The sequence below is a fragment of the Paenibacillus sp. Leaf72 genome (assembly GCF_001422685.1).
Lineage (GTDB): Bacteria > Bacillota > Bacilli > Paenibacillales > Paenibacillaceae > Pristimantibacillus.
Genome location: NZ_LMLV01000031.1, coordinates 357,396 through 380,062 on the forward strand (window position 1 = coordinate 357,396; position 22,667 = coordinate 380,062).

Annotated in this window: 21 protein-coding genes; 4 read left to right on the plus strand and 17 right to left on the minus strand. The window is 49.0% G+C overall.

From position 1 onward, the window contains the following. Nucleotides 1-32 precede the first annotated feature (32 nt). The gene (locus tag ASF12_RS24960) at nt 33-566 is read right to left on the minus strand and encodes a hypothetical protein (protein ID WP_056040651.1); all 534 of its coding nucleotides are present in this window, start codon (nt 564-566) and stop codon (nt 33-35) included. Between the two features lie 142 nt (nt 567-708). Here ASF12_RS24960 and ASF12_RS24965 point away from each other — a divergent pair, with 142 nt between their 5' ends. Beyond that, nucleotides 709-1,695, plus strand: coding sequence for a YpdA family putative bacillithiol disulfide reductase (locus ASF12_RS24965; RefSeq protein WP_056040653.1), 987 nt, complete (start codon nt 709-711; stop codon nt 1,693-1,695). 110 nt (nt 1,696-1,805) lie between these two features. Here ASF12_RS24965 and ASF12_RS24970 read toward each other — a convergent pair whose 3' ends face one another. After that, nucleotides 1,806-2,720, minus strand: a complete 915-nt coding sequence (locus ASF12_RS24970) for an NAD(P)/FAD-dependent oxidoreductase (protein ID WP_056040654.1) — start codon at nt 2,718-2,720, stop codon at nt 1,806-1,808. Between the two features lie 786 nt (nt 2,721-3,506). Between ASF12_RS24970 and ASF12_RS24975 the strand changes: the two genes are divergently transcribed. After that, nucleotides 3,507-4,133 carry a hypothetical protein gene (locus tag ASF12_RS24975; RefSeq protein ID WP_056040656.1) on the plus strand — a complete coding sequence of 209 codons (627 nt, stop codon included), beginning with the start codon at nt 3,507-3,509 and terminating at the stop codon, nt 4,131-4,133. A gap of 310 nt (nt 4,134-4,443) precedes the next feature. Here ASF12_RS24975 and ASF12_RS34725 read toward each other — a convergent pair whose 3' ends face one another. The 11 genes from ASF12_RS34725 to ASF12_RS25025 all read right to left on the minus strand — a co-directional run bounded on the left by ASF12_RS34725 (nt 4,444) and on the right by ASF12_RS25025 (nt 15,264). Beyond that, nucleotides 4,444-4,815, minus strand: coding sequence for a hypothetical protein (locus tag ASF12_RS34725; protein ID WP_155973438.1), 372 nt, complete (start codon nt 4,813-4,815; stop codon nt 4,444-4,446). A gap of 327 nt (nt 4,816-5,142) precedes the next feature. Continuing rightward, nucleotides 5,143-6,528: a DUF4129 domain-containing protein gene (locus ASF12_RS24980; RefSeq protein WP_056040658.1), complete on the minus strand. Its 1,386-nt coding sequence runs from the start codon at nt 6,526-6,528 to the stop codon at nt 5,143-5,145. Further along, nucleotides 6,525-7,499 carry a DUF58 domain-containing protein gene (locus tag ASF12_RS24985; RefSeq protein WP_056040661.1) on the minus strand — a complete coding sequence of 325 codons (975 nt, stop codon included), beginning with the start codon at nt 7,497-7,499 and terminating at the stop codon, nt 6,525-6,527. Before ASF12_RS24985 ends, ASF12_RS24980 begins: the two co-directional genes overlap by 4 nt. 150 nt (nt 7,500-7,649) lie before the next feature. After that, the gene (locus ASF12_RS24990; protein ID WP_056040663.1) at nt 7,650-8,609 is read right to left on the minus strand and encodes an AAA family ATPase; all 960 of its coding nucleotides are present in this window, start codon (nt 8,607-8,609) and stop codon (nt 7,650-7,652) included. A 38-nt stretch (nt 8,610-8,647) separates the two neighbouring features. Continuing rightward, nucleotides 8,648-9,571 carry a polysaccharide deacetylase family protein gene (locus ASF12_RS24995; RefSeq protein WP_056040665.1) on the minus strand — a complete coding sequence of 308 codons (924 nt, stop codon included), beginning with the start codon at nt 9,569-9,571 and terminating at the stop codon, nt 8,648-8,650. Nucleotides 9,572-9,605: 34 nt separating this feature from the next. Further along, nucleotides 9,606-10,628 carry a phosphotransferase gene (locus tag ASF12_RS25000; protein WP_056040667.1) on the minus strand — a complete coding sequence of 341 codons (1,023 nt, stop codon included), beginning with the start codon at nt 10,626-10,628 and terminating at the stop codon, nt 9,606-9,608. Nucleotides 10,629-11,006: 378 nt separating this feature from the next. After that, complete coding sequence (locus ASF12_RS25005; RefSeq protein ID WP_056040669.1) at nt 11,007-12,641, minus strand: amino acid permease; 1,635 nt, start codon at nt 12,639-12,641, stop codon at nt 11,007-11,009. 130 nt (nt 12,642-12,771) lie between these two features. Next, the gene (locus ASF12_RS34000) at nt 12,772-13,365 is read right to left on the minus strand and encodes a response regulator (RefSeq protein WP_081419026.1); all 594 of its coding nucleotides are present in this window, start codon (nt 13,363-13,365) and stop codon (nt 12,772-12,774) included. Between the two features lie 33 nt (nt 13,366-13,398). After that, nucleotides 13,399-14,010 carry a DUF3298 and DUF4163 domain-containing protein gene (locus tag ASF12_RS25015; RefSeq protein WP_056040671.1) on the minus strand — a complete coding sequence of 204 codons (612 nt, stop codon included), beginning with the start codon at nt 14,008-14,010 and terminating at the stop codon, nt 13,399-13,401. Between the two features lie 16 nt (nt 14,011-14,026). Continuing rightward, a complete protein-coding gene (locus ASF12_RS25020; protein ID WP_056040673.1) occupies nt 14,027-14,542 on the minus strand; it encodes a GNAT family N-acetyltransferase in 516 nt (171 codons plus the stop codon). Beyond that, a complete protein-coding gene (locus ASF12_RS25025) occupies nt 14,539-15,264 on the minus strand; it encodes a phosphonate ABC transporter ATP-binding protein (RefSeq protein ID WP_056040674.1) in 726 nt (241 codons plus the stop codon). The genes ASF12_RS25020 and ASF12_RS25025 overlap by 4 nt, the downstream gene beginning before the upstream one ends. Before the next feature lie 383 nt (nt 15,265-15,647). On the opposite strand from ASF12_RS25025, the gene ASF12_RS25030 reads away from it, so the two are divergent. Continuing rightward, a complete protein-coding gene (locus ASF12_RS25030; RefSeq protein WP_235533269.1) occupies nt 15,648-15,875 on the plus strand; it encodes a hypothetical protein in 228 nt (75 codons plus the stop codon). Between the two features lie 153 nt (nt 15,876-16,028). Beyond that, nucleotides 16,029-16,763, plus strand: a complete 735-nt coding sequence (locus tag ASF12_RS25035; RefSeq protein WP_056040676.1) for an HAD family hydrolase — start codon at nt 16,029-16,031, stop codon at nt 16,761-16,763. A 145-nt stretch (nt 16,764-16,908) separates the two neighbouring features. On the opposite strand, the gene ASF12_RS25040 is transcribed toward ASF12_RS25035, so the two are convergent. The 4 genes from ASF12_RS25040 to ASF12_RS25055 all read right to left on the minus strand — a co-directional run bounded on the left by ASF12_RS25040 (nt 16,909) and on the right by ASF12_RS25055 (nt 22,405). Next, entirely contained in the window at nt 16,909-19,245 is a 2,337-nt protein-coding gene (locus ASF12_RS25040) for a type IA DNA topoisomerase (RefSeq protein WP_056040678.1), read from the minus strand. Nucleotides 19,246-19,257: 12 nt separating this feature from the next. After that, on the minus strand, nt 19,258-20,460 hold the full coding sequence (locus tag ASF12_RS25045; protein ID WP_056040680.1) for a glucosaminidase domain-containing protein: 1,203 nt from the start codon (nt 20,458-20,460) through the stop codon (nt 19,258-19,260). A gap of 50 nt (nt 20,461-20,510) precedes the next feature. Next, complete coding sequence (locus tag ASF12_RS25050) at nt 20,511-20,843, minus strand: hypothetical protein (protein ID WP_235533270.1); 333 nt, start codon at nt 20,841-20,843, stop codon at nt 20,511-20,513. Between the two features lie 74 nt (nt 20,844-20,917). Further along, the gene (locus tag ASF12_RS25055; RefSeq protein ID WP_056040684.1) at nt 20,918-22,405 is read right to left on the minus strand and encodes a glutamate synthase subunit beta; all 1,488 of its coding nucleotides are present in this window, start codon (nt 22,403-22,405) and stop codon (nt 20,918-20,920) included. Between the last annotated feature and the right edge of the window lie 262 nt (nt 22,406-22,667).

Sequence of the window (22,667 nt, forward strand, 5' to 3'; positions counted from 1 at the left end):
AGAAGGCTGTTCGCGTTGCTCTAATTTCTTGCTCAAAAATCTTTGGACAACTCCAAATCTGTAGCGGAAATGCCCTCTTCCACCGCAAACTCAAAATCCTCAATGTCGTAAATTTGCACAGGGATCTCAGCTTGAATCAGCTTATCCTGAAACTCAAACTGGTCGGACAGCAGCGGCAAATTAAATTTCAGTGCAGTCAGCAGCAGCTCCGTTTCGATCGGATCGAATGCTTCGCCGTATTGTGCGCTGTCCACAGCATGTACAATTGTAAACTGTATTCGCTCGTTCAGCAGCAGCGGCGAGCTTTCCCGCCACGGCACCTGCATCGTGCGTTCGATTTTTTTACGATTGAGCGGATCTTCGAAAAAAGCAATCAGCTCGCCGATTTTATTTTTGACATGAGCATCATCATCTGGATCCTCCATAACGGGATCTGATCCGTCTCTCATATCATATAGCTCCAAAATGGATGAATAAGGAACAACATAATCAATGGCGCTGCTTGGAACGAGAAGGTGACCATAAGTAGCCACCATTACTGCTTCTATTACAAACCGTCGCGGCATGTTTGACCTCCTTCTATAAAACAACGTTTCCACATTATTATACAATAATCCAACTGGTGTACAAGATAGCCATTCGCCAAATTTGCATTAATTCCACGCGTCGCAGTACAATGGTTGGGAAATCATTATCGGAGGTACATACATGATTAGAGAAGAAGCTATCATTATTGGCGCGGGTCCATGCGGCCTTGCCGCGGCAATTGAGCTGCAGCGCATCGGAATCCGCCCCCTTATTATAGAGAAAAGCCATCTGGTCCATTCGATTTCGCAGTATCCGACCTATATGCATTTTTTCAGCACGCCGGAGCTGCTTGAAATTGGCGGCATTCCTTTCACGACGCCGAATGACAAGCCTTCACGGCTTGAAGCGATGAATTATTATCGCACAGCGGCGCTGCGCCATGAGCTGCGGATTAATCCCTATGAGACGGTAACGCGCGTCGTTCGTGAAAATGGCCGTTTTACGCTCTCCAGCACGAATCGCTTTGGCGAACCTCTGACCTATTCCAGCCGCTATGTTATTATTGCCACAGGTTATTTTGACCATCCGAATTATTTGGGCATACCTGGAGAAGAGCTGGAGAAGGTGACGCATTTTTTCCGCGAGGCCCATCCGTATACCGGCATGGAGGTTGCAATTATTGGGGGCAGCAATTCCGCTATAGATGCAGCGCTTGAGCTCGAACGCATCGGGGCGAAGGTAACTGTCATTTATCGGGGTGAGCACTACTCTTCAAGTATTAAGCCTTGGGTGAAGCCCGGCTTTGAAAGCAAAGTCGCCAAGGGACAAATTGCCATGCGCTTCTGCTCTCGCGTTACGAGCATCGATGACCGCAGCGTCACGCTTGAAGATCCAGAGGGCAAGCATACGATTGCGAATGATTTTGTGCTTGCGCTGACAGGCTTTCATCCGGATCGGGATTTCCTGACGGATACGGGCGTCGTGATGGCGGAGGAAGGGTATCCATTTTTCGACGAAGCTACGATGGAGACGAATGTGCCGAACTTGTTTCTCGCTGGTGTTGTTGCTTCACGTCATGAAGCGAATGAAATATTTATTGAAACCGGACGCTTCCACGGTAGAAAAATTGCTTCGCATATCGCTCAAAGCACCACAGCCGAAGATTAAAACGGATTGTGATGGCAACTTTTAGAGGCTGCCCATGCCCGGAGAGCGCAATATGATGCGCTTGCACCCGGTCATGGGCAGCCTCTTTTTTAAATTCTGTCATTAAGTGGTTATCCCCGCTCGCTCCATGATTCGCCCAATAATTCGCTATTGATGCTTATAGCCGCCATTGATCCCATAGAAGCCGCCGTAACGACCTGATATTTTGGGGAGGCAGCATCTCCGGCACTATAAATGCCCGGCACAGCCGTCTTGCCAACATCATCGACAACAACAGCGCCAGCTTCCGTCATTTCACAGCCCAAAGCCTGCGGCAGGTCCGATCCGATCACTAGCTTCGGCACAAAGAAAATGCCTCCGCAAGCAATCATTGAACCGTCCTCCAGCACGACTTGGTGAACGTTGCCATTTTCTGCTTCAATCCGCTGAATTTTCGAGGCATATACGGGCACATCATGTCGCCTTAACTCCTCACGCTGCTCATTGGTCATTTCGTCAGGGCCATCGGTGCAAATCGTATATTGGCTTGTCCAGCCTGCTATCGTTTTGGCAAAGTGCAGCGCACTGTCTCCATTGGCTATTATGACAAGCTTTCTATCCCTCATCTCCCAGCCATCACAATATGGGCATACAAAAGCGCTTTTTCCATATACGTCGGTTAAGCCTTCAATAGCAAGCGGAATATCTTTCATCCCTACGGCAAAAAGCAGCTTTTTGGCCCCAAAGGTTAATCCTTTGGCAGTCGAAATTATAAATTCCCCATCGCTTCCCGTTACTGCTACTGCTGTGTCATTTTCAAATTGAACGGATGGGTAGACACTGATCTGCTCGCGCGCAATTTGACGCAGCTCGCTAGGCTTAATGCCGTCTCTCGTCAGGAAACCATGCGATTCCTGCGTCACCCGATTGCGCGGACGCTCTTCATCAATAACGATAACCTTTTTCCTCGCTCTGCCTAATACAAGTGCCGCACTCATTCCTGCTGGCCCTCCACCGATAATCGCAACATCCATCAATTGTTTCATATTAACCACCTTCCGAGAGTTTTAATATTTTTAATTGTGCAACAAAAATTCATTCTAAATACTCGTCGTTCTTATTGCGCCACGATTATTTAGAGTTTAGAGAAATATGACACTGTTTTGTTTAGAGTAGCCCTCTAAATAAATCTATTGTAGACACTTAATATCTACTATTGAGCGCAATATCATTATAGACACAGTGAATCTGTAATTCAAGCTTTATTTTTTGACGGCAGCTGTTCTTTCAAAAACCCGATTTTGGAAATAAAGTCTTTCGTATAAATGCTAATCTAAAAATTAGCCCCGCTATGATCATGTTCTTCTTTCTATTCTGAAGATACAAATTGAAGATACAAATAGGTGTCTTCGTCCATTCTACCCTGATCACTAGTATGATCCATCCATTGCTTATTAATTTGTCATCTTTTCTCATTCTCGGGGCATCGCAGAATCTTCATTTGACCTTTCGACCAGGAGCGCGAGGCATACGCCTAGTCATTGTTAAATATCGTCGATAGAAAATTATGGATATTTTTATTTTAAATTGATATAATGGCAAATAAAGTATGTGTGATTGTCTGATGATGTGGACTGGCTACCTTGTCTATCAAAGGAGGTGAACCTGTGAAAAGTTTAATTCTTAATTCCAGTTTCATACCAATTGGGGAGGGTTATTTTCTCCTTCACCACCCCTGACTGAATGCTGCACAGCAGCATGCACTAACGGTAACGGTTTGTTGTTCTATGCATTTAGCTTTAACCATTATAAAGATTATAGGAGTGTGTCAAATGAGCAAACAAATTTTCCCCAGATTTTTTCGTGTTTTTATGGCTTCCTTTTTGCTATTAGTATTTGCTCTACCAGCGACGGCTTCCGCCGGCTATCTTGGCGATAAGCTCACTATAGGTGGCAGCTTTGCAAAGGGCGACTATCTCACCTCCCAAGATGGTAGGTTTTCAGCCATTTGGCAAAATGACGGAAATTTTGTCATCTATCAGAATGGTGCTTCTATTTGGAGTAGTGGTACCAGTAAAAGTGGGGCCATTTCGTTCATATTTGAACCAATTGGGAAACCGGTAATGTACACATATGGCGGAAGTTTTCAACAGGTATACCAATATGGCTTTAATCGTTTTGGATTCAACCATGCTACAGGTAAATTCGAGTATTATACGGGTTGGGGGTTTGATACGGTTTGGGTGATTGATACTTCTAAACGTCAATCCGTTTGGTTTGCCGATACCGCCTCTTGGATTTCAGCCCATCACGGAAGCGGGCTGCCAGCTAACACAACTGGAGACACGCTGATCATGCAAAGTGATGGAAATTTAGTTCTCTATAACACAACCATGACCAATAGCCATTATCCTAATAGCTGGATTCCTGTCTGGGCTTCGAATACGGGTGGGCGATAAAATTAGATTGAGAGCCGCATAATGCGCGGCTCTTTTTATTTATCCAAGTAACCTAATCATTTATCTGCTTTATGAAAAAAGCTCAACCCGTAATAATCGGCGTATGAGCATTCCGATTTCTACCTTTGGAGAAAATTACATTTAAAGGCTTGCCGTTACTTGTGACAAATTATTCATCACCGTCTGTAACGGCAAGTTATGAAGAAAGACCATCAACTAAGGATGGTCTTTCTTTGAACGAAAATGTAAATACCAGTGGATTAATGTGTCTGTTAATATAATGATTTAGTCAATTATCGGATACAATCCTTCATCTAGGCTCAAATATAAGGTCTGAATCTGAGTCTGGGTCTGAATCTTGGCGTGTTACTCTGACGCTCCAACAATCATATGAATGCATACTTTTTAGCATGGTCTGCTTCTGCAGCGGTGAGAGCGACAAGTATGTAGGGCAGAATTTAAATGATCGGTATTTATTAAAGTATTGAATAACAGTATTAGTCTCTTCAGTTGTAATAATGCCTAGTTCTCGTCTTCTTTTAGCATCACGTTTCGCAAATAAAGAATCAACCCATGCTTGATATTTATCCTCATTATTAGGATTATCAAAATACTTATTGATTGCCCATAGTATAAGGAGAGCTGCACCGCATAAAACAAGCAGAGTCGAAATACTAGACATGAGTCAGGCACCAAAACCTTAGGCGAGAGAGAAGCCTAGAACAGGACATAACATAGATTAATAAAAGAATTATTATAATAAGCCATATCATAATATCTGCCTCCTACGGAAGTAAAATTGAAACGCAAAGTCAATCTTATTACATGTACAGGTTGATTGGCAATATACGAGTTAATACAACCTCTGTTTACCTTTTATCTAGCACTTTGCTAAGGATGAAATCCTTCCTTATCTAATGTTACTAGCAAAAAAAACTTGCCGGTACTTGTGTTACACCCCCATTCAAAACAGCCTGACCGGACCATTCTCCGACCAGGCTGTTTTGAACTATTTACCGCGTTTCTGCTGGCGCGCATACAAGGCGTTTACCGCTTCTTCATGCGGCTCCTCCTCCTTATAGCGCGCCTCCTCATAAAGCTTGATTAGCTGCTTTTGTTCTGCTTCGCTATAGCTATCCTCAGTCTTCGCAGCCACCTGCCATTTGACGAGCTCCTCTGACGTTTCCCTAGGTGTCAAATGAGGCTGATACACATAACCTTTGCTTATGCTGCGCTTTACCCAGCGGCTGTACAAATAGCGGATTCGCTCCCTCGTTCCCCCGAGTTCCTCCCATTTAACAGCCTGCTCGGCTTTATTGCGCTTTCTGCGCAGCCGCCAGCCATCCTGCCATTTGCTTAAGGTCATTAAACTTTCGACCTCATCGGTATAGCCCTGCTCGCCTCCCAGCCTTTCAGCGGAGCGCTCCGCCATTTTGGCAAGAAAGGCTTTGGAGAGCCGATACACAACTCGCATAAGCCAAAATAAAACTAGTCCAATCGCAGCAATAACGATGATGATAATGACGACTTTCAATAGGTTTTCTACCCAAACGAGCCAAGGGGCAGGATCTTTTTGCTCCACAGGCGGCAATACGGGCTCAGGCAATGCTTCCGGCTGCGGTTGAGCAGGCGTATCTGCTTCGCCGCCCGTTATTAATGACAGTATCAGCTGAACGAGAGAGCGCACAGCCCATTCAATCCCCTGCGTAATTTGCCTGATAAAGCCAATCGCAATGATAGGAAGCAGCAGCAGAGCAAGCATCCATCTATTTTGACGTTTGAAGGCTTCTACAGATGCTGATATTGGCTGCTGCTGCCCCCTCTGATCGGTCTCGCGCTGCATTAGCCGCTCATTTATCATGAAAAAATAAACGATCAGCGCTATGATCCCGCCTACGGTCATCCAAATCGTATATTGCTGCAGCGGCTTGAGCCAAAATTGAGCCAATTGCAGCGCCAAATAGCCGACAATGCCTATTATCATCGTACTTCCTGTAAATATGGATGACCAGCTGTGCAGCCGTTCATTCATTCCGCGATAAGCAGCGATACTGCCGAAAATAGCGAGCGCTGGCCACCAAGCTTCCCAGCTTGCTCCTGATGCTATTGCAATTGTGCCACATAAAGCAAGCCATCCATCAGAGAGCAAAATACCAATCAGCAAAGCAAGGAATAGACGAGTAGCCCGGTTGCTGTGAAGCAGCTTCGCTGAAATGGACAGCAGCAGCGAACCAGCGCCGTAGCACAATGGCAAGCTGAGCAGCCAAAATAAAAGGAGGCTGCCTGAAAGCGCATAAGCACCGAAAGGCAAAACGAAAGGCAGAAAAAACAGCAGCTCCAGCAAGCCTTTCCCTACAGCTATGCCTGCGATTTTTCCAATAGGCGATTTGTTCATGATGCTCCACCTGCCTGCTGCTGGTCGCTAGCTAGCCCTTCCAACAGCCAAATCGAAACGGAATTGCCGCCAAAACGCAGCTGCTGGGCAGCAAGCTCCAGCGTTTCATTCCAATACGCGGAAATAATGAGCACATCGCAGCCGCTTACACCGCGCTCGCTCTCCCTTTGCAGCAGATCGCTAAACAGCTCCGTCCGGGTTAGCGACAACTTGGCGAGCAGCTCCAATATCGCCAGCCACTGGTCATGTCCGCTGCGGGGCAGCAGCATGGCACTTTCAAGCTCGCCTTGCAGCGGCATATTGGCAGCGAAGCCGACTTCCATGCCGCTGGCCGTGACGGCCTCCGCTGCTCCTGCTGCCCATTCAATGCCCCGTTCGATTAATGCTTCATCCGTAATCGTACGCCACATGCCCTCATGATCTTCAACGTTCAAATAAATCATCAGCTTCCGGTCAGCTGTATAATCATATTGATGAACCTGCAGCTTGCCTGCCCGAGCAGTCGCTTTCCAATTGACCGCCTTGAAGGAATCGCTAGGACGATAATCTCTTGCGCCTACGACAACGAAAGGATCTTCCACAATCCAGCGCCGCACCGACGTCTCGCCCTGCCAGCTATGAGAGGGCAACTCGTCCACCTTCACCTGTGCGGGGAGCGGATATACAAGCAGCTCGCCTTCTATCATCATTTGCTTCATATCATGATGAATGCCAAGCAAATCGCCGCCGGTCAGAGCAACGGAGCGAAGCTTGTATACCCCGCGCCTGGCGCTGACGAACGAATGCGTGCGAGTAATTTTCGTATAAGGCATAAGGCTGAAGAAGCTTTTATGATTCTGGTAATGCTCCCCGCTGCTCACCGCAAGATTATCCTGCGAGCGAAAGATGAGCTGGGAAGACAATTGGGATTCGACGCGCAGCCAAGGAACAGGCAGCCATTTGCCATTTGACAATTGCTCTACTAGTTCCATACGATCCCCACTAAAGCAGGTTTTTTGACTAAAGCGCCTGGAATAGCTAATGTTCCGCAAGGCAAACCTACGAAATACATTAGCTTGTAGCATAACTATAATGATTGCAGCGATAATAAAAGAAACGACGAGCATCGTCTATTTACTAGCCTATTTAGCGAGAAGCCCTGCCTCGGCAGGAACCTCGGTTCGCCTAATAATATCTTCGATAATTTTCTCTGCGCTGCCTTGTGTACGCTGCAGTCCACGAAGCGCGAGACGATGGGCCAGCACGGGCTGCGCCATCGCTTTTACATCATCCGGCGTTACAAAATCTCTTCCCCGCAAAATCGCCTGCACCTGCGAGGCTCTCAGCAGCGCCTGGCTGCCGCGAGGGCTGACGCCCGTCTGCACCTCTTCCCTGCTCCGCGTCTGCTCTACTAGCTTCAGCATATAAAGCAGCACATCATCCGATACGCGTACGGAGGTGTATAGCTTCTGGGCTTCAGCAATTTCGTCTGCTCCAGCAATTGGTGCAAGCTGCTCCAGCGGGTCTCCCTCTTTAAAGCGCTTCAAAATTTGCAGCGCCTCATCCGTTGTGGGGTAGCCCATTTTAACCTTGAATAAAAAACGGTCCAGCTGCGCTTCCGGCAGCGGAAACGTTCCTTGATGCTCGACCGGATTTTGCGTCGCCATAACCATGAACGGCCGCGAAAGCGGCATCGTCTCGCCCTCGAGGCTTATTTGCCGCTCCTCCATACATTCGAGCAGGCTGGATTGGGTACGTGGCGTTGCACGGTTAATTTCGTCAGCCAGCAGCATATTCGTAAACAAAGGACCGGGCCTGAACTCAAAATCCCCCTGCTTCTGATTGTAAAAATGGATGCCCGTCAAATCTGACGGCATTAAATCCGGCGTAAATTGCACACGCCGGAAGGTCAGGCTGAGCGACTTCGCCAGCGATTTGGCAAGCAGCGTTTTTCCCGTCCCGGGTACATCCTCCAGCAGCACATGACCGCCGGTAATTAACGCGATAAACAATAGATCGGCTATATGCTCTTTCCCTACGATAACGCGGCCAATATTGCTTCTCAGCTGTTCAGATAATGCAGCAATGGATTGGTAAGACATGCTAGCAGCTCCTTTTTTCTCACTATAAATAGGATGTTTTATTGACTCCAGCCACAGCGCTCGCGCTGCACACGCTGCAGCTGCGACCAGCGAACGAGCCGGATGCCCTCGGCCTGCAGCGTCTGCACAATCTCGCGGTCGCGGAACAGCTGGAACTCGAGCCCGCGCTTCTCAGGCTGCCCATGGAAGGATAGCAGCTCATCGGTTACGAGCGAAGGATGAATAATAAGCTCTGTCAAACCCGGCGGCAAGCTGCGCAGCTGCTGTTTCATCGCCTCTTTGAACGACGCATACGTTTCCCCAGCTTGCAGCTGAAATGGCAAACTGACTAAGTAATCCAATATGATGACGCCTTTGGAATCCGCCAGCATTCCGAGCTGCTCCGCCTGCTCAGCAAGCTCTGGAGAGGCTGTTTGCGCGCGATCACCAAGCAAATGACGCGGAAGGCGAAAAGGCAAGCCATATTTGGCGCATACGTCGAATACAATAGGTAAAAAATGCTTGCCTGTCGCCAGCCCATACAAGCTGCCCATATGATTGTCGGCGTGGCTCGGCTTCATCCCTAATTGCAGGGCAAGCTCTATTTGGGCAACCATTTCTCGCTCTACCTGCTCGGAGTCGGCGTGCAGCTCGAATGTTCGGCTGTCTTTCGGGAAATATCCGCCCTCTACGAGCAAGGAAGGAACATCCTCCGGCTTGCTTATGGGGCCCCAGCGATAATTGTCCCACTCGCTTGTAAAAGTGAAATGAATGCCTACATCATGCTCCTGATGCAGAGCGCTCCACTTCGCCGCTTCCCGCGCTGCGCGGCACGGCATCATAATCGTTGCCGAGCTTACTGCGCGCTCTTCCAACAGCTGCTCCACCGCTTTATTGACTGAACCACATAAGCCATAATCATCTGCATTAACAATGAGCAGTCTTTCATCGCTGCTGTATCCTAATGCTGCTGCAACACTCATGAGCCCAACTCCTCCAAATTATAGTGGTTAATGACTACAATGGTTGTTCAACCCCAGCAAGATGCTTCAGAAATAGCGCTTTCAAACGCGGTTCATTGCTGCCTGTCCAGTTCACGATTTTTGCCGCTTGGATCACAATTTTCTGCAATACCGCCGCTTCGTCAAGCTGCTCCCGCCAGCGCGTCATAAAATGCAGCGTTACATCAAGCATCCGCAGCTTAAGCAGCAGCGTTATCGCATTTGCTTCCGCCTCCGTCAGCCGTAATTCCGACCCAAAGCCTTCACAAAACAAGGCGATTCGCTCCAGCCGCCCTTCATCAGCCCCATCAATCAAATCCACGATAACGACAGCGAGCTCCATCGCCCTTACATCGACTGTGCAAAATTCAAAATCCAGCAATCCGACTACAGCATCCCCACGTGCAACGGAATTGCTGAAATTCAAATCGCCATGAATCCATTGGCGGGGAAGCTCAGCTATGTTTTTCAACTCGTTTTGTAAACGCTCTCGCTCCTGCTGCAAGCAAGCTATCTGCTCCTCAAATTCCGGCAGCAGCCCAGCTTCATTAGCAATTTGTCGCATAGCTGGAATGCCTATGGCTTCATAAGATTGCTCCAGCTTGTAATACGGATCATAAATAGGCTCGCCATGAGGCTTAATGGCGCTTAATCCCTTGCATAAAGCAGCCGTAGCGATGCCAAGCCCCTTAATGTGGGAAATATTTTCGGCGGAAGGCCGCTTGCCTTCAATGAAATGGCATAGTGTGGCCAGCTTGCCGCCTGGCGCCTCCGTTACGGTCTGCCCTGCGCGATTCGCTACAGGCATCGGAACGTCAAAAAGGCGCGCGTCTTGCTCCAGCAGCCCAAATAACACCTCATGCTCCAGCAAAACCGTCGACTTATTTTGATGATTGTTGTAAATGCGCAGCACGTAGCGGTCATTTCCCGCCTGCACGATCCGCGTTGTATTGTTCATGCCGCTGTCTCCGGCTGCTATTTCCCATCGTTCGCCGAGCTCATATTGGTCTAAAAACGTTGAAAAATCATGCTGATTCAATAGTTATGTCCTCCCCTAAGCTACCAGTTGCTGCCTTTATTATACTTGCTGGGAGCAGAAGTTGGCAAAAAAGCGGAAATCAGCCGCGGGCATTCGCTATTTCCCCGTTACTGAACCGCCCTTTTACAGGCAAGCTTCGACACATTTTGTATCAGCCTAATGCGGACTTTTCGCGTTCTTGCGCCTTCATTTTGCCATATCTAGTTTCCCCTGATTTTGCTCCCTCCATCTGTTGTAGCTGGGAAGGATATCCTATGTTTTAAGCTTTATTAGGCAATCGTTAGCCTGCTGTCGAAATCATTTTAAACATGTTGGATTGTGCGCTTCCCCGGGAAATAGACGGCTCATTTCCACCTTTCTATTTCCCGCGATTCCCCCTCATTCCGTTAGCTTGAATTTTCGCTCAATTCTAATAATTTCCCCGTGAGGTTTATTCAGGCGGCTTTGCAGCGTCTCCAGATGACGTCTCCGGTATCGAAAATCCAGCACTGCGGATACAAGCAGCACCACACCCGCACCCAGAATACCTTCCTTGCCAAGCACGCTGGCCGCTAGTACAACACTGAGCAGCAGCCAGACCAGTGCTGACATATTCACCGTGCGGCTCCACCTTCCGAGATGCCAAGGCGCATCCATGAGCAGCTTGTGCTTCTTCCCTGAGCGCAGCGCTAACGCAATCGGGATTGCATACGCCGTGTAAAGGCAAATTAGTGTGAAGCTAGGGACAGCAGCTGTGAGCAGGCGCTCTGTAAGGAGCACACAAGAGGCTGCAAGGATAATGAAAAACAATGCGGCTGCTAGCCAGACGCATTTCCTGGGAGATTGAGTTGCAGGGTGAACGCCTGCCAGCTGCTTGCTGAAAGGCAGAGCCTTATCGCGCGTCAGGCTGTACAATAATCGGGAGCAAGCGATCAGCACGCTGCTGCTGCTTGAGTAGAGAAGCACGACTAGGAGCAGGGTCACCAGCGGTGAACGGCTGATAGCTTCCAGCAAACTGCCTGCAAACCACTCGCTCCCGCCAGTCGGTATGCCTCCATTTGAGAAGCCAGGCCACACAAGTGTCAGCACAGCCAGCAGCACAAAGCCGATAATAAACGTGTAAGCCGTCGACAAATAGATCGCCCATGGCACGCGAATGCGGGGATCGGACGTCTCCTCGGCACCTTGGGCAGCGCTGTCCATGCCGAGAAACAGCTTTTGCAGCAGCAGAAAGCCCGCAATCATCCCTAAGGCGGATTGGCCTTTCCCCTCCCCACTAAGGGCAGGAAGCGTAAATAACAGCTCAGGTGCAAAAGCACCCGGCCAATACAGCGCCATTAAAATGACGATTGCAGCGATTGCAGCGACAAGCTGCAGCCATAGTCCACTTCTCAGCAGAACAGCCAGCAGACGGACACCACGACTGTGCAAAGCAGCTTGCGTAACCACCATTGCCAAGGCAATGATTGCTTTCGTCCATATTGAAGGCATGTAACCGAGCCAGCCTGCAAGCATTCCATCCAGCAAGGAGGCGCACAGCAGATTGGTCAGCAGCAGAAGCCCCATATAGCCAGCCATGTGAAACCAGCCCGCATGCCAGCCCCATACACGTCCTCCTAATGCCGAGGACCAATGATAGACGCCCCCGGCGGTCGGAATAGCCGAGGACAATTCGGCCAGCGATGCACTTACCATTAAGGCAAACAACGCGGCAAGCGGAATGCCTATACCGACGACAATTGGCCCGCCCTGCTGCAGGGCAGGCGCCAGAAACAACAAAGCTGCTGCACACAGCCCCATCGTGTTGAAGGAAAGCCCAAATGAAGCTGCCGCTCCAAATTTGCGTCTGAGCTGCTGGGCAAGGCCAAACAAATTCAAATCATGCTTATCCTGCTGCATTTGAATATAGGTGGCATAAGCCGTCATGCTCTGATGGCTCGACGATTTGATACTTTGCTGCGCCTTGACAGCTCCGGCTAATGCAGCAGCACATACAGCGAAAAATAAAGCCAGCCCGATTACGAGCGCAATCATTCCACCACCCCCATCATTAAGCAGTATATGTGAGGGTGGAAGGGCTCATGCCAGCAAACAAACGAAATATATCACGACATTAATATTTTATGACATTAACTATAGGGCGGAAGCAGGCACACTAAACTAGCTAAACTAGCGCGAGTACCCGATTCAGCAATTGGTCGGTGTCAAACGGTTTTTCTATCCACTCGGTAATGCCCAGCTCAGCCGCTGCCTCTATTTTTTCAGGCTCCCCGTACGCGGTAATAAGCAATACTTTAACATTCGCATCGCTTTTGCGAATCGCGCAGAGCACGTCCAATCCGTCCATATCAGGCAGCATAAAATCCAGCAAAATGCAGTCCGCTCCATATCGCTCGAATTGCTCAAGCGCGTTCAGCCCATCTGCAGCTTCATAGACGGTAAATCCCGCCTTCTGAAACAGCTCTGCCAGCATGAGGCGAATGAGCGGCTGGTCGTCAACAATAAGCAGCTTTTTCCCCTCAGCTAGCTTTGCTGCATCCGCGCTGCCCGCCAAAGCTTGGTGCGCCTGTTTGCTGCGACCGTCCTCCAGCTTGCTGGGAACGTTTTTTTTCACTGGGCTGACCTGCAAGCTTGAAGACTGTCGCCGAATGGGGGGCGCCGAAAAGCGCGGCCCCTTGTCCTTTTTCACATACTGCAAATAAACAACGAAAGCGATCGTCGTGACAAATACAGCGCATAATAAAATGATATAAATCATGCTGTCTTCTCTCCTGCTGCAAAGTTGCACATATCAATAATTGACGACCATTGGTCCGAGCGGGCCATTTTCATTAATCATATCCTCAATGTCATAGACGGAGATGGGGAAATACGGAAAACCAAATGCATAAGGCGTCAGCTCATACAGGGCAAAATAAAGCACCAGCGTCCGGTCCGCCACATAATAGTCCTGATCCGGCCTTATCGCTTTGAACGGCGACAGCGTGCTAATATCTCGCGACCTGATTTGAGCGGTGACCAGCGCGGACAGCTTGACGATATAATTGCTGCCAGGCTTAAACAGCTCAGCAAGCGCGTAAGAACGTCCCGTAGTCAGCTTGAAGGTAAGCGACTGCTGCAGTGTCAGTCCATGCGCTCCACCCGTATAGGCGTAGTTGAACAAAGACAGGCTGAGCACATCCTTCTGGTTGTTTTTGAGCTCAAAATATCCTTGCATCTCCGCATGCGGGTCTTCAAGCGTGCCTTGCTCAGCTATGAGATGCTGCGCTGCTGAGTGAATGATCCCATTGATTTGACTATCTGCTGCCTCATTGGATCCCCCGCTAATATGAGGCAGCCACAGCTCGGCCTTTGGAAACGTACTGCGGACAGACTGAACGATTACAGGAGATTGAAACGCCATATCGGGCTACACCTGCCTATTCGCTAGAATGCTCCATTGTATGCAGATTACGCCTCATCTCATGCCACTCAATTCCTCCATGTGTGGAAGAAGCCTTGCCTACGTATGTAAATTTCGCCTGTTCATAAAAAGAAATCAAATGCGGCTCGCACATTAAAATAATCGCATTCAGCCTCTCATTTTCGCATGCTTGGATCAGCTTGTCCAGCAGTTTTGCAGCAATTCCCCTACGCCTGAAAGCCGGATCTACCGCAATAGTCAGTATGCAAAAGTTGTCTCCCGCGTATTCGCCTTGATGGCTTCCCTTCATCTCGTCACCGCAGCTTTCCTGCTCCGTCCGAATTCCATTGGCTATGCCAAGCAACTTGCCGTCATCCGACCAAGCGGACCAGAAATACGAGGGATATTCCTGAAAACGGTACTGGAATCCCGCTTCCGTCGCCGCGGCCTCAGGAGAGTAGCAGCGCTGCTCAAGCTCCAGCGCCTGTGAAAGCTCATGCTGCTGAATCAATCTCAGCTTCACTTCGTTCATAGCTGCATTTTCTCCCGTTCGGTTAAGCGCCTGCCTCTAATGTCTAGAACAAGCTTGCCATTATTGAGACCAATAATGCGGTCCGCAAACCGTTCAGCATAATCGCCTTGATGCAGCACGGCAATAACCGTAACTCGCTGCTCCGTGCAAAGCCGTTTTAAATCGGCGAGCACCTGATCGGCCGTATGCGGGTCAAGTCCGGATACCGGCTCGTCCGCCAAAATGATTTTTGCGCCGTGCACGAGCGCGCGGGCAACAGCGATACGCTGGCGCTCTCCCCCACTCATCTTCTCCGCCTTCAGATGTGCTTTATCGATAAGGCCCAACTTCTCTATCGTATCCATAGCGCCCATATAATCGTCGCTGCGCACCATGCCGGTCCATCGCCGCCAAGCGGGTGTTTGGGTCACCGATCCGATAATCACATTTTTGAGCCCCGTCTTGCTTGGATACAGTACAGGCTTCTCTTCTAAATAAGCTACCTCGCGGCGAACTTTAAATCTGCCGGTCAGCCCTTGCTTCAAAACATCCGTTCCATTCAGCTTGTAGCTTCCCCGCGTCCATTTTTCCTGCAGCGCCAAGCATTTAAGCAGCATCGACTTCCCGCTTCCGCTCGCTCCCTTAATGGCGATAAACTCGCCATCCTCCACATCCAAATGTATATCGTCGAGCACTTTCGGCCCGCCTGGAATAACCTTCGTCAAATTCGAAATTCTTATCATTTTTCGCGCCCCTTTGTTTCACGCATCATATTTTCAGCATTTTGTATAATTCGATTCGGGTCGCTTCTAGGTGCAATATTTAGAGCGATAAAACCGCTTCGTTCTAATATATTGTACATTGAAAGTCGCTCAGGGGATTTATGCAAAATGCTCTTTTATATAAATCTAGTTTACGGGAAACAAAAAACAGTTTCCACACGAACAAATGTTTGGTATAATGAAAACAGCAAGCGGAAACGGCTGAAGCCCTCCTCTGGTGGCAAAGCTACCGTTTCGCGATGAAATATAAGAGTTTATATGTGTACAACTTATAAATTCTTATATTTGAACAAAAGTTCTGATTGACTATTTATTAAACATCCAATAAGGGAGGCAGGATCACCATGATGAAGAGCACTTGTGAAAATTTTCGTTTCGTTGAGAAAAGTTGGCCACGTCGAGATTTGACATTTAAATTTTATTCAAACGGAGAATTGACGATTATTGATAACAGCTCTGAGGAGGTGATCTCTCCGAATGACCTGCGGGGCGACAGCCTGGATTTCTATATCCGCCGCCGCATTGCCTTTATCAAGACAACGCTGCTTGTGTCGCAGCTTAAATATGCATGATTTTTCTGAAAATGACCAGCTAATCTAATTTTCATCCTTATTTTTCCTAATTCAGTGTTGCCGAAACGGGTTTGCTGCGTTGACGTAAGGCTCCTGATACTGTAGATTGATTTCATACACAGTCTATTTTGCGCTAAAGGAGCCGTGCTTTCTATGAAGCAGCACATTATGTTTGACCTCGACGATACATTAATTCATTGTAATAAATATTTCTATTTGGTCATTAGTCAATTTGTTGATGCGATGACCACCTGGTTTGCCGGATATGAAGAAGTAACCGCGGACGCTGTACGAGATAAACAAACAGAGATCGACATTGCTGGAATTGCCGTGCTTGGTTTTAAGAGCGAGCATTTTCCTCAATCTTTCGTTGACAGCTATGTTTATTTCTCCGATGTAACCGGAAGGAAGCGCTCCGCTGTAGAACAAGATTTTCTATGGAAGCTTGGGCTCAGCGTGTATGAGCATGATACAGAGCCTTATCCGAATATGGAGGAGACGCTGTATTCTTTAGCTAATCAAGGTCATGAGCTGCATTTGTACACAGGGGGCGAGCAGCTCATTCAATCCCGCAAAATTAATCAATTAAATTTAAGCAAATATTTTAATAACCGAATCTATATTCGCCAACACAAAACGAATGAAGCGCTGGAGGACATTTTAGCTGAAACATCGCTGGATCGCGCACGCACATGGATGATTGGCAATTCTATTCGGACGGATGTTGTTCCCGCCTTGACTGCAGGCATCCATGCCATTCATATGCGCAAGGATACCGAATGGCAATATAATGTTGTCAATATTGAAGTTCAGCCTAAAGGTGCCTTTTTCACTTTGAATGATTTAGTGGAAGTGCCGGAAGCCATCTACGGTTATATCAACCGCTAGATGAACAAACACAATATTTAACTAGAATAAGCCGCCAAACCAGCATACTCGTTGGTTTGGCGGCTTATTTTGTTGCGATTTTCGTTAGCGCTTATTCACATCATTCACATCGAACAACCTCAAGCAGGTTATGGCGGCCTGCTAACTAGTCGGCAGGCCGAATCGTTAGCGTCCCTTTGTCACGGTCGGTCAATACAAGTCTGCCCTTCATGCTGCTTCCATCGGACTGCTTAAAGGCGAGCTGGCTCGTTGCCCCCTTCTCCAGCAGCGAATGGAGCATCGGCAGCGTAATCTTCTTCCCCTGCTGTTCCTTCCAAATCACAAAAGAACAGCCCTCGCGAAAGCTGCTGCAGCCGTAACCGCGCTTGCCTTCAATCACACTGCCGTTGCAGCCCTTCCTCGGACAGGTAGCGAGCGGCCCTCTTGGAGCCGCAGACGCTGCTGCTTGCTTGGGCGGCTTCACTGCTTCGCTACCCTCAGCTGACCGTGCGGAGCTTCTGCTCTTGCCAACTCCGGCAGGCGACTTCCCCCCTGCTTTCGCTTCTGACGAGCGTGAGCTGCTTGTACGGCTGCCGCTTTTCGTCGAGCCTGCTGCCTTCTTCCCTTTCGCAGATGTGTCCTCGAACGTTCCAGGTGCGGCAGGACGCTGCTGACGAACCTTATCGACGATGACGGCTGCGAATTGCTTAACTTGCGCAATAAAACGATCATCCGAAGCTTCGCCTTTAGAAATTTGGTGCAGACGCTGCTCCCAGCGTCCCGTCATTTCGGGCGAAGCGAGCAGCTCAACACCGGCGTTGCGGATGAGCTCAATCGCAGCGAGTCCTTTCGACGTAATATCCAGCTTCTTTCCTGCTAGCTGGATATAGCCGACATGCTTCAGCCGCTCGATCGTCGCTGCCCGTGTCGCCGGCGTGCCAAGACCGGTATCCTTCATCGCTTCCCGCAGCTCATCATCCTCCATCGACTTCCCTGCGCCTTCCATCGCTTTGAGCAGCGTTCCTTCTGTGAAGGACTTGGGCGGCTGCGTCATTTTTTCCATCGCCTCAACGCTGCTGCAATGAACCGGCCTATTCGGGTCGAGCTTAAAGGGCTGATCGGTTACCATTTCCTCGTCATCGGCTTCCTTATCATCCTTGTTTTTGCCGCGCTTAGCAGGCTTGGCTGCTGTGGAATCCTGCTGTGGCAGCACCACTTTCCAGCCGGGCTCAAGCTGTTCCTTCGCTTTCGTGCGGAAGGTTTCGCCTTCGACGACCGTTAGCACCGTGTGGTTTTTATATACGGCGGGCGGGTAATAGTGCGACAGAAAACGTCTGACAATCATATCATAGACGTTTTGCTCCTCCTGGCTGAGGCCAGAAGCACGCTTCGGTGTAGGCATAATGGCATGGTGATCCTCAACTTTGGACGGATTGCAAACCGCTTTGTTCCCTTTGTGAACACGAGAGCGGTCTGCTCCTTTCGCAAGCTCGCCATAGCCGCTAGTGCCTTGAAGCATCGTTAATACATTGCCCATGACCGGAATGTTCTCCTCCGTTACATAGTTGGAGTTCGTCCGCGGGTACGTAATTACCTTATGCTTCTCGTAGAGCGCTTGGGCAATATCCAGCGTCTTCTTAGCCGAATAGCCGTGCTTGCCATTCGCTTCGCGCTGCAATAGCGTCAGGTCATAAAGCCTGAACGGATACTCCTTGCTTTCCGCTACCTGGTAATCTTCTACCTTCGCAGGCTTATTTGCTGTTTTCGCTGCCAATGCCTCAGCCTTTGCTTTATCGGTTAGACGCTCCCCCTGCCAAATGCCAGAATACCCAAATCCAGACTGGTCAAATGCCGCTTTAACGACAAAATAAGTCTCCGACTGAAAAGCCGTAATTTCCTTATGACGATCATATAGCAGCGCCAAAACTGGCGTTTGCACACGACCGACAGAAAGCAAGGCTTTATGGCGAATCGTAAAAGCTCGCGAAGCATTCATCCCGATCAACCAATCGGCTTCACTGCGGGCACGAGCCGCTTTCGTCAGCGGTTCATATTCATCATCACTGCGCAGCGTATCAAAACCGCGGCGAATCGTCTCCGCCGTCAAGTCCGAAATCCATAACCGGTCCGTAGGCTGCGCCAGCTTTAAATATTGCCTGATGAGGTGAAAAATAAGCTGGCCTTCGCGCCCGGCATCGCATGCGTTAACAAGTCTGCCACAGCGCTTCGCAAGCTCGCCAATCGTCTTAAGCTGATCCTTCGTCCGCGGATTCGGCCATAGCTTGAACACCTGCGGAATGATCGGCAAGTCCTGATCATTCCACCGTTTGTAGCGTGCATCGTATTGGTCAGGCTCGGCGAGTGACACCAAATGCCCAATCGCCCATGTAATAATATAGCGGTCGCCTTCCAAATACGTCCGGCGATTAGCTGCCTTTGGTTCAAGCACGGCAGCAATCGTCCTGCCCATATCCGGTTTCTCCGCAATAATTAATGTCTTCAACAAATCGCCTCTTTACTTCTTGCTTGTTGTTTCCACATATTGCTTCATAGAAGCAAAAATCGACCGAACACCATTCGACCAGTTAGGGTCTTCCGCATATTTACGGTTAATCCATGTGAATGGGTCCATGCCTTCAGGTCGTCCCTTGCTTAAATTCACAATCGTTCGCGACGCAATTTCAGCGGAATCGCTAATCGTCGTATTATATTCTTTCCAGCTATGAAACACATTGAAGGGATTATTCGCAATTTCCTTCGCCTGTTTGTTCGTGGTTGGTACAAAAGCCTGCTCCTGCCCAGTTATAGCAAATAGCAAGAGCGGATGAATATCAAATGATTTCGCTTGGGCAATAATCGCATCTAAATAAGGCTGCCTGGCAAGTATCGACGATTTGCCTTTCAAATACTGAGTCAGCCTCTTCTTATCAATTTCTACATACCGCAGCTCTTGCGGCAAGCCATCCAGCTCGACGATCTTCACTGGTTCAATGGGAGCAAGAAGGACCGGCTCCGGCTGTGCCCCTCTTAACGCACGCGTCAGAGACTCTCCATACAGCAGCGAGACGCTCACAAGCAGCAAGCTGAGAAATCCGTACACGATAGCTTGATTGCGCCGTTTGCGAGGAACTGGCGCGTTCTGAGGCACTGCCAGCGGCAATGGCAGAGGTATGACATCCGCCAAGCCGGAGGCGCCAGCCGCCCCGGCTGCAAGCGGCTCTTTGGCCAGCTGCTCATCGCCGGCTGGCTGCAGCTCATTTTTCAACTGAAGCCAGCTCTCGTTCACCGACAAACTTGCATTTGGCAAAGAATCTGCGCTCGTGTCCATTCGCTCGGCAGAACTGCGCAGCTTGTCCATCGCCAGTCGATAGCGCTCGATCTCGACAAAGCTTTGCAGCTGCTTCTCTACCCATTGATGCATCGGCTGCTCAATATCCTGCTCGCGGTCATCCAGCAATAATAAGCAAGCTGCAAAAATATCATCTGCACGTACAGGGCGCTTCTGCTCCAGCACCGCAGTGCGAATAAGCTGCGCCGTCACCTGGCGCTTAATCGACTCGTCAAACGACGGAAGCTGCTTATGTATAATGCGGTTCACCGCATCGGCAATCATTTCGGTTTTCTTCTCCTGCGGCAGCGCTCCATATTTATGCTGGACATATTTTCGAATATTGCTGACATCTGCCGGGGATAACACATAAGCTTCTTCAGCATGCATGACGAATCGCTCCTTTACGTCATCTCACACTGATTTTACCACAACTTTCCTTATATTGGGGAGGGGAGCTGCCTAATTCTCAGCTGATTTTGCTCCTGCAAAATAAAAGCCGTAATTTGCTCCTTCTCAAATGCAGTAAATTGATATTCACAGTCACAGTCTTCGTCCTGCGGCACAATTTGGGCAATTCTGCCCTCTGGTGTACAAATGACCAGTCCACTAAAATCAATGAGATCATCAGGCGCGGGCGTTGCCTCCGACAGCTCAAACAACAGCTCAATATCTACCCATTGATCATTGCGCCGCTCCATGTTCGCCACGATTTTCTCAAATTTTAGTTCCGTTACTGTATCCAGTCCATATTTAATCATATATCGCTTCATTTCCCTCCTATCGACAAGAAAAGCGCCCTAGGGCGCTTCTCATAAGCTGCTATTCAATTCATCATACCATTAATTTAGGGAAGCAAGGAAGATCCCATCAGGAACTTATCCACTTCACGAGCCGCTTCGCGACCTTCGTTAATCGCCCATACAACCAAGCTTTGACCACGACGCATATCGCCAGCTGCGAATATTTTCTCAGCATTCGTCGTATATTTGCCATAAGGCGCCTTCACATTCGTACGACGGTCCTGCTCTAGGCCAAAAGCATCAATCAGCGTGTTTTCTGGGCCTTCAAAACCAACCGCGATAAACACGAGATCAGCCGGCCATACTTGCTCGGAGCCTTCGATTTCTGTATAAATTCGGCGTCCCGTTTCCGGATCAACTGTACGCTCGATTTGTACGGTGTGAAGCTCGGTAAGCTTGCCATTCTCGCCAACAAATTTTTTCGTCAGAACCGAGAAGGCACGCGGGTCTTCTCCGAACAGCGCTTTTGCCTCTTCATGCGCATAATCCAGCGTGTAGACGTTCGGGAACTGCGGCCAAGGGTTGTTTACGCTATCGCGTACTAATGGAGCCTTAGCGTGCGTACCGAATTGCGTAACCGATTTACAGCCATGACGAAGCGCTGTTGCCACGCAGTCCGTCCCCGTGTCGCCACCGCCGATAACAATGACATTTTTGTCTTTCGCAGAAATGTAGTTGCCATCCTCCAGATTGGAATCCAGATAGCTCTTAATCGTGCCGTTCAAATAATCCATCGCCATATGAACGCCTTCGAGCTCATGTCCTTCAATATCTACCGGGCGCGCTTTCGTAGCGCCGCCGCACAATACGATTGCATCGAACTGGCCTTGCAGCTCATCAGCCGATACATCTTTACCGATCTCTGTGTTAACAACGAAGTCTATGCCTTCCTCCGCCATCAAGTCTACACGACGCTGAACAACCTTCTTGTCAAGCTTGACTGTAGGAATACCATAAGTGAGAAGTCCGCCGATGCGGTCCGCGCGCTCGTACACCGTTACAAGATGTCCCGCTTTGTTAAGCTGCGCTGCGCAAGCAAGGCCCGCTGGGCCCGAACCGACAACCGCTACACGTTTGCCTGTGCGCATCTTCGGAGGCTGTGGAACAACCCAGCCTTCATCAAAGCCACGGTCAATAATCGCTTGCTCGATCGTCTTAATCGTAACCGCATCACCAATCAAGCCAACCGTACAGGAGCCCTCACATGGAGCTGGGCAAATCCGCCCTGTAAATTCTGGGAAATTATTCGTTTTGTGCAAACGATCCAGCGCCTCACGCCATAAACCGCGGTAAATCAAATTGTTCCATTCTGGAATGAGGTTGTTAATCGGACAACCTGACGTTGAGCCAGCAAGCTCCATCCCAGAATGACAGTAAGGTGTTCCACAGTCCATGCAGCGCGCACCTTGCGTACGAAGCTGTTCATCGGACAAATGCTTATGAAATTCTTCCCAATCTTTAATCCGCTCAATCGGATCGCGATCGGCTGGGAGTTCTCGTTGATATTCCATAAAACCAGTAGGTGTAGACATGATCGCTTTTCCTCCATCCGTTATTCCCGTCAACCGTTGTAAGGCTTCTCTAAACAAACTATATCGGGAACTCAGCAATTATTCAATAACAAACATTTTCAATTTTTCGCGAGGCATTTTACAAAATCCTAACACTCTTACCCTGCCATCGTTAATGGATTATCCGTACAATCATTTGCACTTTATAACATAATGTTCGTACGTTCTATGCAGAAGAGCACAAAAAAATGAGCTTAAGATGTCATATTTGTCCTTGTACCCC